11 protein-coding genes and 1 pseudogene are annotated in these 15,632 nt (G+C 51.2%); 5 read left to right on the top strand and 7 right to left on the bottom strand.

The genetic code is table 11. The features are described 5' to 3' along the window. The first annotated feature begins 1 nt into the window (after position 1). From AC5SV9_RS12980 to AC5SV9_RS12965, 4 genes are read left to right on the top strand one after another with little or no spacing between them, the layout of a single operon-like run. Positions 2 to 394: a RidA family protein gene (locus AC5SV9_RS12980; protein ID WP_475149726.1), complete on the top strand. Its 393-nt coding sequence runs from the start codon at positions 2 to 4 to the stop codon at positions 392 to 394. Positions 395 to 402: 8 nt separating this feature from the next. Next, the gene (locus AC5SV9_RS12975) at positions 403 to 1,233 is read left to right on the top strand and encodes a substrate-binding periplasmic protein (RefSeq protein ID WP_475149727.1); all 831 of its coding nucleotides are present in this window, start codon (positions 403 to 405) and stop codon (positions 1,231 to 1,233) included. Positions 1,234 to 1,243: 10 nt separating this feature from the next. Next, positions 1,244 to 3,322 (top strand): ATP-dependent DNA helicase RecG, encoded by a 2,079-nt coding sequence (recG, locus tag AC5SV9_RS12970; RefSeq protein WP_475149730.1) that lies wholly within the window; start codon positions 1,244 to 1,246, stop codon positions 3,320 to 3,322. Positions 3,323 to 3,352: 30 nt separating this feature from the next. After that, positions 3,353 to 4,096 carry a hypothetical protein gene (locus AC5SV9_RS12965; protein ID WP_475149732.1) on the top strand — a complete coding sequence of 248 codons (744 nt, stop codon included), beginning with the start codon at positions 3,353 to 3,355 and terminating at the stop codon, positions 4,094 to 4,096. A gap of 93 nt (positions 4,097 to 4,189) precedes the next feature. Here the strand turns inward: AC5SV9_RS12965 and AC5SV9_RS12960 are convergent, their stop codons facing one another. From AC5SV9_RS12960 to AC5SV9_RS12930, 7 genes and pseudogenes are all read right to left on the bottom strand, one after another. Next, entirely contained in the window at positions 4,190 to 5,221 is a 1,032-nt protein-coding gene (locus AC5SV9_RS12960; RefSeq protein WP_475149734.1) for a methionine synthase, read from the bottom strand. Then, complete coding sequence (locus tag AC5SV9_RS12955; RefSeq protein WP_475149737.1) at positions 5,218 to 6,186, bottom strand: DUF1852 domain-containing protein; 969 nt, start codon at positions 6,184 to 6,186, stop codon at positions 5,218 to 5,220. Before AC5SV9_RS12955 ends, AC5SV9_RS12960 begins: the two co-directional genes overlap by 4 nt. Positions 6,187 to 6,478: 292 nt before the next feature. Further along, entirely contained in the window at positions 6,479 to 8,878 is a 2,400-nt protein-coding gene (locus tag AC5SV9_RS12950) for a TonB-dependent receptor plug domain-containing protein (protein WP_475149740.1), read from the bottom strand. Positions 8,879 to 8,957: 79 nt separating this feature from the next. Beyond that, positions 8,958 to 9,089: pseudogene (locus tag AC5SV9_RS12945) on the bottom strand (DUF1993 family protein); the annotation flags it as partial. Positions 9,090 to 9,346: 257 nt separating this feature from the next. Continuing rightward, the gene (locus AC5SV9_RS12940; protein ID WP_475149742.1) at positions 9,347 to 9,502 is read right to left on the bottom strand and encodes a hypothetical protein; all 156 of its coding nucleotides are present in this window, start codon (positions 9,500 to 9,502) and stop codon (positions 9,347 to 9,349) included. Between the two features lie 212 nt (positions 9,503 to 9,714). Further along, entirely contained in the window at positions 9,715 to 10,872 is a 1,158-nt protein-coding gene (locus AC5SV9_RS12935) for a trans-sulfuration enzyme family protein (protein WP_475149745.1), read from the bottom strand. Between the two features lie 54 nt (positions 10,873 to 10,926). Next, entirely contained in the window at positions 10,927 to 11,934 is a 1,008-nt protein-coding gene (locus tag AC5SV9_RS12930; protein WP_475149748.1) for an isopenicillin N synthase family dioxygenase, read from the bottom strand. A gap of 404 nt (positions 11,935 to 12,338) precedes the next feature. On the opposite strand from AC5SV9_RS12930, the gene AC5SV9_RS12925 reads away from it, so the two are divergent. Then, positions 12,339 to 15,419, top strand: a complete 3,081-nt coding sequence (locus AC5SV9_RS12925; RefSeq protein ID WP_475149751.1) for a TonB-dependent receptor — start codon at positions 12,339 to 12,341, stop codon at positions 15,417 to 15,419. Positions 15,420 to 15,632 lie beyond the last annotated feature (213 nt).

Here is a 15,632-nt window from a genome sequence, read left to right as displayed (position 1 = left end):
CATGTCAAAAGTGATTATCCGTACCAATGATGCCCCTAAAGCCATAGGCACATACAGCCAGGCGGTGAAAATTGGTACTACCGTGTATCTGTCAGGCCAAATCCCGTTGGTGCCATCCAGCATGCAAATGGTGTCAGACGATTTTGCCGAGCAGACACATCAGGTATTCAAGAACCTGGCAGCCGTGTGTGAGGCCGCCGGCGGTAGCTTAAACGATATGGTAAAAGTGAATATTTTCCTGACCGACTTAGGCCAGTTTGCCACCGTCAATGAGATTATGAGCCAGTACTTTGCCGAGCCTTACCCGGCCCGTGCCGCAGTGCAGGTATCAGCCCTGCCGCGCGCCAGCCAGATTGAAATCGATGGCGTGATGGAAGTGCCGTCCACCCACTAGGATGTTTTATGCGTAACCACCGGCTGTTACAGATGCTTGTTGCAGGCACAGCGTTGTTCAGCGCTGTGCTCAAAGCTGAAGAACCGGTTAGCCACAGCGAACCGCAGCAGCCGGAACTCACCTGGTGCCTGGACCACTTTTCAGGCTTTCACCACTATGAAGATGTCACAGAGCCTTATGGGCCATCGGTCGACCTGATGCGTGAACTGGCCAGGCGCAGCGGCTTTACGCTGCGGTTTACGCCCAGAACCACCATAAACCGCTGTTTTCGCCTGATGGAAGAAGGCCAGGTCGATTTAATGTCTAACCTGAAGTTTAGCGAAGACAGAGCAAAAATTATGGTGTTGCTGCCTTATGAAAACACCATCGCCGAAAGTGTGTTTTTATTGCGCAGCGACAAAAGGCCGCTGACGCAGTTCAGCCAGTTGAAAAACCTGACCGTTGCCAGCATCCGCGGCTATCTGTACAGCGAAAATACTATGCAGTTTATCCGGCAAAACCGCTCGCATGTAGCAGAGGTGGAGTCGATAGAGTCTGGCCTGGAAATGCTGTATCGCGGCAGAGTAGACGCGCTTATTTCGCCGACGGTCAGTACCTCCGATGCAATTTTTTCTACCAGCAGTTATCAGGACCGCTTTCGTATTGCGGCGCTGAATATCAGCGCCGGCAATAATGCCCATATCAACATAGGCGTATCCCGCCAAAGCCAGTATATCAAGCTACTGCCAACCATCGAGCGGCATATAAAAGCCATGCAAGCTGATGGTACCGTAAAGCGGCTTTACACCGATATGGTGCTAAGCCCCAGGATCAAGCAGTTAAAGGCAAAGCCAGAGTGACAAGCCAAGCGTGAGCAGTTCACTACAACAAACCCCGGTCGCCGTAATCAAAGGCGTTGGTGCTAAAGCCGCCGAGAAACTCAGCAAGCTGGGTATCGAGTCAATACAGGATATTTTGTTTCACCTGCCGCTGCGTTATGAAGACCGTACCCGTATTTATGCCATCGCCGATTTAATGCCGCTGATGCACGGTACTGTGCTCGGAGAAGTCGTCAGCAGTGAAATTCAGCTCGGTAAAAGACGCAGCTGGCTGGTGAAAATTAAAGATGGCAGCGGCTATCTGACGCTACGATTTTTTCATTTTAGTGCGGCGCAAAAAAATGCCGTCACACCGGGCATGCTGCTGCGCTGCTTTGGCGAGGCCAAACGCGGCCCGCGCGGCCTGGAAATGCTGCATCCGGAATACCGGCTGCTTAACGACGAGTTGCTGACCGAAGTCAGCGAAACGCTGACACCTATTTATCCCACGACCGAAGGCTTACGCCAGGCGACCTGGCGCAGCCTGACAGATGCCGCTTTACAGCACTTACAGCGCAGCCAGCCCGATGAATATTTACCCGTTGACCACACGCAGCACAGCTGGTCACTGACACAAGCCCTTAGCTATATCCACCGCCCGCCGCCGGATGCCAGCCTGCAGCTGCTGGAACTTGGCAAACATCCGGCGCAGCAGCGGCTGATTATTGAAGAGCTGGTAGCCCAGCAGCTGAGCATGTATAAACTGCGCAGCCAGGGCCAGCAGCAACAGGCCATAGCGTTACAGATCGACCAAAGCCTGCAGCAGCGCTTTCTGTCGGCATTACCTTTTGCCCCCACTGGCGCGCAGCAAAGGGTCACCGCAGAAATACGCCATGACTTAGGCCAGACTCTGCCCATGCTACGTTTGGTGCAGGGAGATGTTGGTTCAGGTAAAACGCTGGTGGCCGCGCTGGCCGCGCTGACCGCTATCGGTAATGGCTATCAGGTGGCATTAATGGCACCGACTGAACTGCTGGCCGAGCAACACGCTACCAACTTTGCCCGTTGGTTTACCCCGCTTGACATCAGCGTGGCCTGGCTTGGCGGTAAAACCAAAGGTAAAGCCCGGCAAACCACGCTGGCTGCCATTGCCGATGGCAGTGCCCAAATGATAGTCGGCACTCATGCGCTGTTTCAGCAGCAGGTCAGCTTTCAGCGGCTGGCTTTAATTATTATTGACGAACAGCACCGTTTTGGCGTGCACCAGCGACTGGCCCTGCGCGAAAAAGGCGGTATCGCCGGTGTCTATCCGCACCAACTGGTGATGACTGCAACCCCCATTCCACGTACGCTGGCAATGACCGCCTACGCCGACTTAGACACCTCGATTATTGATGAGCTGCCTCCCGGACGCACACCGGTAACAACAGTGGCGATACCGGATACCCGGCGCGACGATATTATTGAGCGGGTGCGCAGTGCCGTTAAAACCGAGCATCGTCAGGCGTACTGGGTATGTACGCTGATTGAAGAGTCAGAAACGCTGCAAAATCAGGCCGCTGAAGATACGTTAGTACTGCTGCAGCAAGCGCTGCCTGACCTGCGCATCGGGCTGGTACACGGCCGGCTAAAAGCCGCCGAAAAACAGGCTGTGATGCAGCAGTTCAGCAACGCCGAGCTGGATTTACTGGTAGCGACCACGGTGATTGAAGTGGGTGTAGATGTGCCCAACGCCAGTCTGATGATTATCGAAAACCCGGAGCGGCTCGGTTTAGCCCAGCTGCACCAGCTACGGGGCCGGGTAGGTCGCGGCAGCACTGCGTCGCATTGTGTGCTACTGTACCATGCGCCACTGTCGAAAACAGCTCAGGCCCGGTTGGGTGTGTTGCGTGACAGCAACGACGGCTTTGTTATCGCCCAGCGCGATTTGGAAATACGCGGCCCGGGTGAATTACTCGGCACCCGTCAGACTGGCGTACTGCAATTTAAAATTGCCGACTTAAGCCGCGACGCCGAATTATTGCCGCAGGCGCAGCAACTTGCTACCCGGTTATGGCAGCAGGATCGCAACGCCAGCCTGCAGCTGATAAAACGCTGGCTGGCAAACAAAGAAGTTTACGGCAATGCTTAATACCAAACACGCTCGAAACGGCAGATCTGCATGATGAAAAAAATAATAGTCCTGTTTTGCCTGCTGCCACTATTTGCCTCTGCCAAATCACTGCGCCTGTGTCAGGAGTTTATTGCAGAAGAGCTAAAACTGCCCCACTACACAGTTAACAATATCTCTTATGTTGGCAAATATGTTGCTATAACAGCACAGGCTCTGACACAACTTCAATACCAGTTTGTTATAGACCAGTTACCCTGGACCCGTTGCACCCAGCTGGTTGAAACGGGCGTTTACACGGCCGCCATCGGTATGGGATGGACAGCTGAACGCAGCAAAAAATATATCTTTCCTCCGCTTAGCGATACCCAGGCTCCGTTCAGGCTAAGTAGCATAAATTACCCGGTGTATGTACGTGCAGATAGCCGGCTAAGTTGGGATGGTACAGCATTTAACAATGTCGAGTTCGGTATTGCTGCACCTAAAGGTTATATTGTTGAAAAGCTATTGCAGCAGATGAGTGTGTTACTCAATATCGACGTTGGTATTGAAGCAGGTTTTAATCTGCTGATAAATCACAGGGTGGACGGTTTGGTGCTACCCGAAAATGCCGCTGATAAACTGCTGGAAGAGCAAAATTTAGGCATTATCAGAAAACTCAAACCCTACTTCTACTCACAACCTGTCTTTACTGTTTTCAGTCAGAAACAGCATTTACTGAGCCACGCAGAAATGCTGCAAATCTGGCAACAAATAGCTGAGTCACGCGAAGCGTTTTATCAATTACCAGATTAACCGGGGATGGCCCGCCTTTATAAAATCAAGGTTACCGGTTTTTATTGGCAGTTCGTACTCGCCCGACCGATAACCTGGTAAATGTATCGCTGATCACCCGGCCAGCAGTTCCTGGCGTACGATTTCTGCACCGGCGGCTAACGCATTGAGCTTGCCACTTGCAATATGCCGGGCTAATGGTGCCATACCGCAGTTGGTGCAGGGGTATAGTTTATCAGCGTCAACATACTTCAGCGCCTGACGTAGCGTAGCGGCTACTTCTTCCGGTGTTTCAATGCTGTCGGTCGCCACATCAATGGCACCTACCATCACCTTTTTACCGCGGATAAGCGCCAGCAACTCAACCGGCACCCGTGAGTTATGACACTCCAGCGAAATAATATCGATATTCGATTGTTGCAGTTTGGGGAATACTGCTTCGTACTGGCGCCACTCACTGCCGAGCGTCTTTTTCCAGTCAGTGTTGGCTTTAATGCCATAGCCATAGCAAATATGCACGGCCGTTTCGCATGTCAGCCCCTCAATGGCGCGCTCTAAACAGGCGATGCCCCAGTCGTTTACGTCATCGAAGAACACATTAAAGGCCGGCTCATCAAACTGGATAATATCAACACCGGCTGCCTCTAGCTCTCTGGCTTCCTGGTTCAGTATTTTGGCAAACTCCCAGGCCAGTTCTTTGCGGCTTTTATAATGTGCATCGTACAGAGTATCGATCATCGTCATCGGGCCTGGCAAAGCCCATTTTATCGGTTGTTTAGTCTGCTGGCGTAAAAACTTAGCGTCGTCGACAAACACCGGTTTAGGCCGCGATACCGGCCCAACCACAGTAGGCACACTGGCATCGTAGCGGTTACGAATGCGCACCGTTTCGCGCCTGGTAAAGTCGACGCCGTTTAAATGCTCAATAAAGGTGGTAACAAAGTGCTGCCGGGTTTGTTCGCCATCGCTAACAATATCGACCCCGGCCAGTTGCTGCTCGTGCAGTGCCAGGCGCAGTGCGTCCTGTTTACCTGCGATCAATTCTTCACCCTGCAGTTTCCACGGTGACCACAGTGTTTCGGGCTGCGCCAGCCAGGACGGTTTAGGCAAACTGCCCGCCGTTGAGGTTGGTAATAGTTTTTTCATCTTAAGCTCCACTGTTCCAGTACTGCCCGGTGCGGTTTAATAAAATGTTCTTCAGCAAATTTGCCCTGGGCAACCGCCAGCTTGCTGCGCTCTTCCCGGTCATACACAATTTGTGTAATAGAATGGTCCTGATTTTTTAAATTTGGCTGATAGCATTTACCTGCCACCGCGTTGGCGTTGTATATCTCCGGCCGGTAGATCTTTTGAAACGTCTCCATAGTGCTGATGGTGCTGATAAGCTCCAGATTGGTGTAATCGTTCAGCAGGTCGCCAAAGAAATAGAATGCCAGCGGCGCAACACTGTTTGCCGGCATGAAATAGCGCACCTGCAAACCCATCTTTTTAAAATACTGCTCGGTTAACGAGGATTCATTTGGCAGGTATTCCACCCCCAATACCGGATGCTGATTCTCAGTGCGGTAATACACCTTGGCATCCGACACACTGAGGCATATTACCGGCAGCTTGCTAAAATGCTGCTTGTAGGTATCGGAGTGAACAAAGCGCTGAAACAGTTTGCCGTGCAATTCACCAAAGTTAGCCGGCACGCTGAACCTGGCCTGCTGCTTATTGTGCTCAAGCAGCAGTATGCTGAAGTCATAATCACGCACATAAGAGGAAAAATTATTACCGACGATACCTTCTATGCGCGTATTGGTTTTGTGATCGACAATATTGGTTTTCAGCACTTCAATCGATGGAAAACTATGGCCACTGCCCTCGATATTAATATCAACCGACACTATTTCCAGCGCTACCGAGTAACGGTCTGCACTTGGGTTGTCCCATTGCGCTAACGCATTAAAACGGTTGTTGATCATGTTCAGCGCATTGCGTAAATTCTGCCGGCGGCTTTCGCCCCTGGCCAGATTAGCAAAGTTGGTAGTAAGCCGCGTACTATCCGCTGGCTGATAATTCTCATCAAAACCAATGCTTTTAATCGTAAAGCTAAGATTGTTACTCATGATGCTATGGTATCCTTTTTCGCCAACCCGCCATAAAGGCATCTAGACGTCTAAAATCACGAGATAGTTATACGCGCAGGGCTGCATGAATAAAAATGATATTATTTCATTAATACATGAGTAAAATTAATGATTCAGCCTATTTGCCTTTAGTTGCAGGCAACAAAAACCGGCTTACCCAACACCCTGCAAAATGACATTTACAAAGCATGGAGCAAGCCGGTTTTCAGGCGTAAAATACGTTTTAACTACTATGCTTAGCTACACGTTTGCCGTTGCTAAGCGTGCTTTTTTAAAACGAATAACGTAAATCAGCGTAGTAAGACCCGCCATTAAAACCAAACGGGGCATTGGTATTCGGGTAGGCAAAAATACCGTTAAAGCTGTTCACCTCTGGCTGTTTGTCCGGGTAGGTATCAAACAGGTTAGTGGCCCCTACACCTAGCTGCAGTGCATCGGTAACGGCGTAGTTAAAGCTGATGTCTACCGTGGTTTTGCCGCTGTAGATTTTATCGCCGGTGGCATAACCTAAGGTGTAAGCACCAAAATAGTTCAGCCGGATATCAGATGTCAGTTTATTATACTGATGGTTTAAGCTCAGTACTGCGCCTTTATTAGGGTTAGCTTTAGTTAAACGCACCTGCTCTACCCGGTCAAACAAGCTGTCCTGCAGGCCATCAAGTAAAGCAGGCACTTTAATCTGATCAATACTGGTATCGTTGTATTGTGCGCTGAACGATGTTTTCCACTGGCCTAAACTCGCCGTATCCCACTGGTAAGCCACAACAGCTTCAACCCCTTCGGTTGTAGTATCTACGGCATTGGTAAAGAACCGTACAGCATTCGCGCCGGAGTTACCTAACAACTCGTCAAGCGTCGGGCTGCTGGTACGGTTAACACTGCCGGTAAGAATGATGCGATCATCTATTGCTATACGGTAAGTATCCAGCGTAAAGGTTAAACCGCTGTCGCCTTGAAAGGTAATACCGGCACTAAGACTGATAGCAGACTCAGGCTGAAGTTGGCCTTGTCCGATAGCACGGGTTACCTCAGACACGTTATTAAAGGTACCTGATTCGGTAGGCATCAGCACACCGGTTTGCGGGTCGGCAACAAACAGGGTCGACAGGTTAGAAAAATACAGCTGCTGCACACTTGGCGCACGGAAGGCATCGTTTGCGGTTGCCCTGAATGCCCATTGGTCATTGATTTGATAACGGCCCGAGATTTTCCAGCTGGTGTCGTTACCAAAGTCTGAATAGTCTTCCTGACGCAGCGCTGCGCCCCAGGTAAAGGCATCACTTAATGCATTTTCTACTTCCAGATACACTGCGGTATTATGGCGTGACTCATCAACTGCAGACTCAGGCGTAAAGCCACCGAAGCCCTGAATGCCACCTGCTTTCTCCTGATAACCATAATTACGCCACGATAGCTCGTCACCGGCGCTGATGCGGTATGCATTGTGGCGGCGGCTGATACCTGCCGATACAACTAGTTCAGAATTGTTGACGAAATCAAAGCGCTTACTGGCGTCAATATTAAAGTTTTGTTCCTGGTTTTCCAGTGAACCGGCATAGGCACGGGTTGGACTGGTCGGGCCAAACGAGGCATTAAGTGAATTATTGACATAATAATCAAACTCACTTTCGCCAATACCTGCCGATACATCAAATTGCCAATCTGCCAGCTCGAACCTGGCCCCAGCGGTGAAAGAGTAATCTGTCGATTCCGGCGCAATTTTCGGTAGATAACCGTCCGGGTAAATTTCAGTTAAATTTCGGTCATCCAATGCGCGTCGATAAAAGGCTCCCGATGAAGACTCTCGGTGGCTAATGCCGCCAAAACCGTAAAACTGTATATTGTCCGGCCGCCAGCCTGCATTGAAAAATACTGCCTGTTGCTCAAACGACGCATCACCCACCACATGGTTCAGCCGGTTAAAGCTAGCCTCACGCGGATCAGGCTCGCCATCTATGGTGGCATACTGCTGGCGTGGGTCTAACCCAGCGCGGTTCGTCGCATTTTTATGTTGTTGCTCTACGCTGAAATTAACAAAACCATCGCGGCCAAACTGAAAACCCGAGTTAAAGCTGGCTTTATAATATTCGCCATCGCCTTCATAGGTTTGGCCGGTGCTGATGGCCACATCGGTGCCCTGTGTCTGGTCTTTTAGTACGATATTAATCACACCGGCAATAGCGTCAGAGCCATATTGTGCAGCGGCGCCGTCACGTAATACCTCAATACGTTTAATAGACGACATGGGTATAGCGTTCAAATCGACATTAGAGCTGCCACGCCCCATAGTACCGTTAAGATGCACTAACGCCGTGCCATGCCGGCGCTTACCGTTAACCAGCACCAAAGTATGATCAGGCGATAATCCACGTAAACTGGCCGGGCGCACAGCATCAGAGCCGTCGGTAATAGAGGATGTCGGAAAGTTAAAACTCGGCACCAGCAACTGTAACGCTTTTGCGGTTTCCAGTGCACCAGTGGCTACTAACTGGTCTGCGCCGATAATATCCAGCGGCGCGCTGGTTTCCGTGGCCGAGCGCACCGATAAACGGCTGCCGATCACCGAAATTTTCTCTACGTCAGCCTGTTCCTGTTGTGCCTGTGCTACCCCAGCATAACTTGCTGCCAGTGCCAGCCCAATTGATACGGTCAGTTTTGTTTGCAATGCCATAGTCATTCCTTGTAAGTGTTGCTGTTATTGTAATAAAACCTGATATGTAGCCTGAATTCTGCCCGGCTATATTGACGGCTCAGATACCAGAGCCGTCACTGTGCCAGCCATCTTGCTGATAATTGTGCAGACCCAGATAATCCTGTTTACCTATTTCCACACCTTGGTGGCGTAAAATGTTACCGGCCGTAGTAATGTGAAAATAAAAGTTGGGTAGGTATAAAACAAAGCATAGCCTAAAGCACTGTAACGCTCCTCGTGCTGCGGCGGCAGGCTAAAACTTTGTTGCTCTAAGCCTTCAAACTGTCGCGGTGCTATCGTTAAAAGATAACTGATACTGTGGTTAACATACGCAATACGCTGCTCAATCGTCCCACATCTTCGGTAAAGGCTACACTTTTAATTCCGCTATAAAGCTCAACGGTTTCACTGGCGATATCAGCTGATCGCTTCATCTAGCGCGATATTTCATACATATCGAGGTACAAACAGCTTCGTAATAGCAGCGCTGCCGGGTAGCGCTTCATCAGTGGACTGATAACCCGCTTTGCGTAAAAAACTGGCCAGATTGGTTAAGCTGCGAATAAAAACCGGGACGGTCATGTCATACAAACTGATAGCCATGTTACCTCTCCTGTGCCGGACAAACGGGATAGTTATCCTGCACTGTAAAAAACGCGGCATCATAAGATGCCGTGAAAGACAGGTGACAAGCAGGAGTAAGCAAAACCTACTCAAACATCTTAATATGACTTTTTAACCGGTAAATAGTTATATTAATTCACTTATGGAATATAAAAGTATTTTTTACGCTAACGCCGCTATGCACTTTGGTATTACACCTGCAATGCCTGAGCTAAATCGGCGATAAGATCTGAGGGATCTTCTACGCCGATACTGAGGCGGATTAAATCATCGGTTACACCTGCTGCTAAGCGGCTTGGGGCATCCATCGCCGCATGCGTCGTACTGGCCGGGTGGCAAGCAAGGCTTTCCAAATCGCCCAGGCTAACGGCCTGAGTAAACAGTGCCAGTTTATCGAGAAAACGCTCAGCGCGGGCAAAGCCGCCTTCCAGCTCAATGCTGACCATGCCACCAAAAGCGCCCACCGTTTCCGCCAGTACCGGGTAACCGGCATCGGTTGTCAGGCCAGGGTATATCACTTTGCTTACTGCCGGGTGCTGGGCTAAAAACGCCGCCACCTTGGCCGCACCAGCCAGGTGTGCATCCATCCTCAGCGCCAGCGTACGCAAGCCGCGCTGTAGCAGATACGCTTCCTGCGGGCCTATCGCAGCGCCAATATGCTTCAGTGCTATGGTACGCACCGGCTGCATCAGCTCTGTGCGCCCGGCTACCACGCCGGCAATAATATCGCCATGACCGCTTAAATACTTGGTGCCACTGTGCATCACTAAATCGATGCCGTGCTCCAGCGGTTTAAACAGGTAAGGTGTTAAGAAGGTATTGTCGCACACCGTCACGGCGCCGGTTTTCGCCGCGGCGGCTTTGATCTTGCGATAGTCGGTTACCTTCAGGTTAGGGTTGGTAATCGGCTCAAACAGCACCAGCTTAGTCGCCGGGTGAATATTGGCCAGCAAGTCGTCATCACTGGCATAACGGCTGACATTAATGCCGGCACGGCTTAGGGTATTCACCAAAAACGCCGCTGTGCCACCATAAACCGGGTCGATAAACGCCACTTCATCGCCTGCGCTTGCCAGCGCATAAAAAATACTGCTGACAGCCGCCATACCGCTGGCAACGACCAGCGCTTCATCTGCCCCTTCCAGTACCGCCAGTTGTTGCTCCAGTGCCTGCACCGTCGGGTTAGCCATGCGGCTGTAGATAAAGCCGCTGTGCTCACCGGCAAAACGGGCTTTACCTTCGGCGGCAGTGCCATAGGTAAAGGTACTGCTTTGATAAATCGGCGTGGTTAAAGCGCCGGTTTGCTGATCGCCGCCGCTACTGTGCAACAATTGGGTTTTAAATTTCATTATCAGGCTCTTATATAAGCATCGCCGCCAACAGCGGCGATTTAAAATGGATAATTAAACAACATGTTGTAGCGCATTATAATGTGCTGCGGCCACATCCGGGTGCGAACGCAGCCGTCCTTTTAATACATTTTGCCCCACCTGATAAAACAGCGGGTTAAGCGGGTCGCTGGCCGGGCCTTTAGCTTGCTGCGCCAGCTCTGGCGGCAGTGGTAGCAAGGGTACCGTCGCATCAAGCTGTGCTGCCATAAAAAAAGCACAGGACAACCGCTCAATCCCGGCAGGCGGGCTGCTTACCCGGTGATAGGTTGCCCGTAAATAACCGTTTGATGCCAACTCAAGCAATTCACCAATGTTTACCACAAAGGCGCCGGGTAAAGGCGTGGCGCTAACCCAGCCCTGCTCGGTTTGTACTTCAAGTCCGCTCTGACCGTCTTGCAGCACCAGTGTCAGATAACCCGGATCTTTGTGCGCACCCACACCCTGCTTCGCCTGCTGTGTGGCGCGGCCCGGGTAGCGTATCAGTTTCATATGGCGGTATGGGCCATCTTTAATCGTACTGTCAAACGCGTCTTCAGGTTGTTGCAATACCAGCGCGAAGGCCCGCAGTAAGGTTACGGTAAGGTCCGTCAGCTGATCCTGCCAGTGTAACAGCGTGCTTTGCATTTGCGGTAAGGCCGCCGGCCATTGGTTTGGTCCGTACAGTTTCCACCATGCCGGTTCAGCGCTTTGCACCTGCGGTGCGCTGTGCTCGGCCATAATATCAAACTGCTCGCGCTGATCAGCCTTACCCAGTGTTAACTCGCCACCTAAGCGGGTGTAACCACGAAAATGCGGCGAGTTTACCATCTGCACACTGTGTTTATCGGCCTGCGGCAGGGCAAAAAAATCAGCGGCCAGCTGCAGTATGGCTTGCTGCTGACTTTGCGCGATACCATGGCCGGTCAGATAGAAAAAACCGACATCACGCGCGGCCGCACCAAGTTCGGCCAGAAAACGGCGGCGAGACTCGCCACCGGCATACCATAAGGTTAGATCCAGTACAGGCAGGTTGACATTCATTAGACTCACCATTGCAGTTATTCTCAATGCTGGCATTTTATGCCTGTAGCAACACAAGCCGAAGGATTTGATAACTATTAGTTATATCAAATCACGATATTCGGCCGTCTGGATATATAGCTAGCTAAAGTGCAGTCTTTACGGCATTGCACAACAGGTTTTATACCGCCTGATAAAAAAAGCAAAAAGGTAACGCATTTTGGCAACTTCCCCTGTGTAACAACATTACTACAATGAGGGTCGGGGGTTGGCTATTCAGCATGGACATGCAGGAAGCCGTAACAGTCAGCACCTGCACAAACGAACATGCCGGCAGGGCCTGATTCATGCAATAACTAAAAGCCATACTGCCCGACTGTTTGATTTGAATGACTTATAACAAATCACGAGGGGATGTAGAGAAAATGGAAAACAGGAAAACCTTTACCAGGACGGCATTGGCCCGGGCAGTGTCAGTGTTACTTGGTAGTGCGGCGGCTATGCCGCTATACGCACAGCAGGCACCGGTTCAGGAAGAAACAGATGCCAGCGGCATTGAAGTTATTATGGTGCGGGGCGTGCGCTCCAGTATGCAGGAAGCCGCATCCATTAAACGTAATTCTATGGGGGTGGTCGATGCCATCTCAGCAGAAGATATCGGTAAATTCCCCGATACCAACCTGGCCGAATCACTGCAACGTATTAGCGGTGTGTCAATAAGCCGCACCAACGGTGAAGGTTCTGAAGTGACTGTGCGTGGCTTTGGCGGCGACAATAATATGGTGACACTGAACGGCCGTACCATGCCATCAGCCACAACTTATGGCGCAGGTTCCGGTGCCGACGGCACCACCCGCGGCGGCAGCGCCCGGGCCTTTGACTTTTCTAATCTGGCGTCAGAAAGTATCCGCGCGGTAGAAGTATATAAAACCGGTAAAGCCAATATCGCTACCGGCGGTATTGGTGCCACCCTTAACGTAAAAACCGCGCGTCCGCTGGACACCGGTGAAACGGTAGCCAGTGTCGGGGTAAAAGCCGTACACGACACCACCAACCGCACCGGCGACGATGTTACGCCTGAAATCTCAGGTATTTTTAGCCATGCACTGGACGACGGCAAATTTGGTGTCAGTATCTCAGCCAGCCATCAGCAACGTGATTCCGGTTATACCGGCGCAACCGTTAACGATTGGGAAGTCGGTTACTGGGATGATATCGCCGATGCTGACCGGCTATGGAACAACGCCGACACCGAAGTTATTAACGCGCCGGAGCAAGGGCAGCTTTATGCGCGGCCAAACGATATTCGTTATGCGTTTTCGAACACCGAGCGTAAACGTGACAATGCGCAACTGACATTACAATTCAGGCCACACGATAACTTTACCGCCACCGCCGACTACACCTTTGCCGAAAACAACCTGGTAGAACACCGCGGCGAAATTACCAACTGGGTGCAAAGAGGCAGCAACACCAAGGTAGTAGAGTTTGACAATAACACGGTAAAAACCCCGTCTTACATTCAGGAAACCTATGCCAGCGCCGTTGATGAAGGCTACGAGCAACAATGGCGTGAGCAAACCAATACACTGAAATCTGCCGGTTTAAACCTGGAGTATCAGGTAAACGACAACCTGACACTGGCACTGGATGCGCATAGCTCTGAATTATTCAGCCGTGGTACCGGCCCGCGTGGCTCGGGCGAGCTGGCAGTGGGTTTGGGTGCACCTATAGTGACATCGCGTGAATGGTTCTGGGGTGCTGATTTACCCACTTACCTGAACGTGTATGACGACACCCTGCCGGATAAAGGTGCCAATGCTAACGGCATGGTCGATGCCGGAGATGTGGGTTCATCCATTGCCCGCATCCGCAACGCCAGCCAGGAAAGTAAAATTAAACAGGTAAAACTGGACGGCAGCTACGAGTTTGACGATGGCCGCTTTGATTTTGGTGCCGAGCTGCGCCGGATGGAGTCACGCTCTATTCAAACCGCCGGTAATAATATCGCACTGGGTAACTGGAACGTTGGTAACCCGGGTGAGTTTGGCGACTTGATCCAGCCGTTTGATTTACCAGGCGAGTTTGATGATTTCAGCGCGCTGCCAGGCGGTTATGGTTTTATCGCCGACCCACGCGCGTTATACACCGCGGCACTGGATTTATACCCTGGCATTCCAACCACTGTGGAAAGCTCTTTGTCGTACGACAACATTGTTAAAGAAGATACCGATGCAGTGTACTTCCAGGTTGCACTGGAAGGCGAGCTTGGTGGTATGCAGTTTGATGTATTAACCGGCATGCGCTACGAGAAAACCGATACGGAATCCAGCTCACTGGTTAGCCAGGTTTACTTCCAGTGGGAAGATAACGATGATGTGGTTGCCTATGTCGACTCCACCGTGCCGGCAGAGCCTGTTTCTGCGAAAAACGACTACGATTACCTGTTGCCCAGCTTAGACGTCAGCCTGCATATAACAGATGATTTGATAAGCCGCTTCTCGTACAGTAAAACCATTGCCCGAGCCGGCCTTGGCAGCCTGGGGGTTTCCGCATCTGACTTCGGCGGCGGCGGCGGCTCTACACTGTTGGGTGCAAAACCTACCGCAGAGGCTTCAAACCCTGGTTTGCTGCCACTGGAATCCAGTAACTTCGACCTGTCACTGGAGTGGTACTACAACCCGTTCAGTTATATGTCGGCCGGTTTCTTTCAGAAAGACGTGGTTAATTTTATCGGTAGCCGCCAGGTTGATCAGCCGTTACTGGGCATCCGTGATGTTACCTCTGGCCCACGCGCGCTGGCCGCTGCACAGGCAATACAAGATGGTGGTTTCCCGCTGGATGATACCTATCTGTATGCGATGATGGTATTTAATGAATACCGTAACCACCCGGATATGATTGCTGAGTTTGGTGCTAACCCGCAGTTTACCGGTAGCCCGTCACAGATAGACTTCCTGGCCAATAACCCGGGCTTCGATTTACGCGCTACCGATGCCGACCCTGAAGTTATTTTCCGTACCAGTACGCCGGATAACAACAGAGCCGCAAAAATCTACGGTGCAGAGTTTGCAATTCAGCATTTCTTTGGTGAAAGCGGTTTTGGTATCCAGGCCAACTACACAGTAGTACGTGGCGATGTCGGTTTTGACACCAATGCTGACCCGAATGAGTCACAGTTTGCGCTGGTCGGCCTTAGTGATACCGCTAACCTGATTGGTATATACGAGAAAGACAGCTGGCAGGCGCGTATTGCCTGGAACTGGCGTGACAAGTATCTGGCAGAAGTGAATAAGGGTGGCTCGAACAACCCGCGGTTTGAAGAAGCCTACTGGCAAATTGATGTTAACGTTAGCTACGATATTAACCCGCAGCTGACGGTATTTGCTGAAGCGCTGAACCTGACCGGTGAAGACAGCCGCTCACATGCACGTAACAAAGCCATGTTGTGGTATCTGACTGATCTGGGGCCACGCTACCAGATTGGCCTGCGCTACGATTTCTGATGCGCTAGCCGCCACTGACAGTGGCGGCTTTTCTCTGTTCGTTGTACTGTAAAAGCCAACACCTGGATAAAGATAACTCAAGCAGAGTCGGTTTGCCCTAAGCTAACCGTCTCAGCCCTGGATGGGCTGAGAGGAGCCCCCACGGAAGGGTTTACGGCGTGTTGGCGTGGGCAAACCGATGGCAGCTGAAGCATTCACTGACCAGCGTGGTTT

Source organism: Rheinheimera sp. ATLC3, assembly GCF_059429535.1.
Note: the sequence above shows the minus strand (reverse complement) of the source record. Positions and strands in the feature narration are given on the sequence as shown.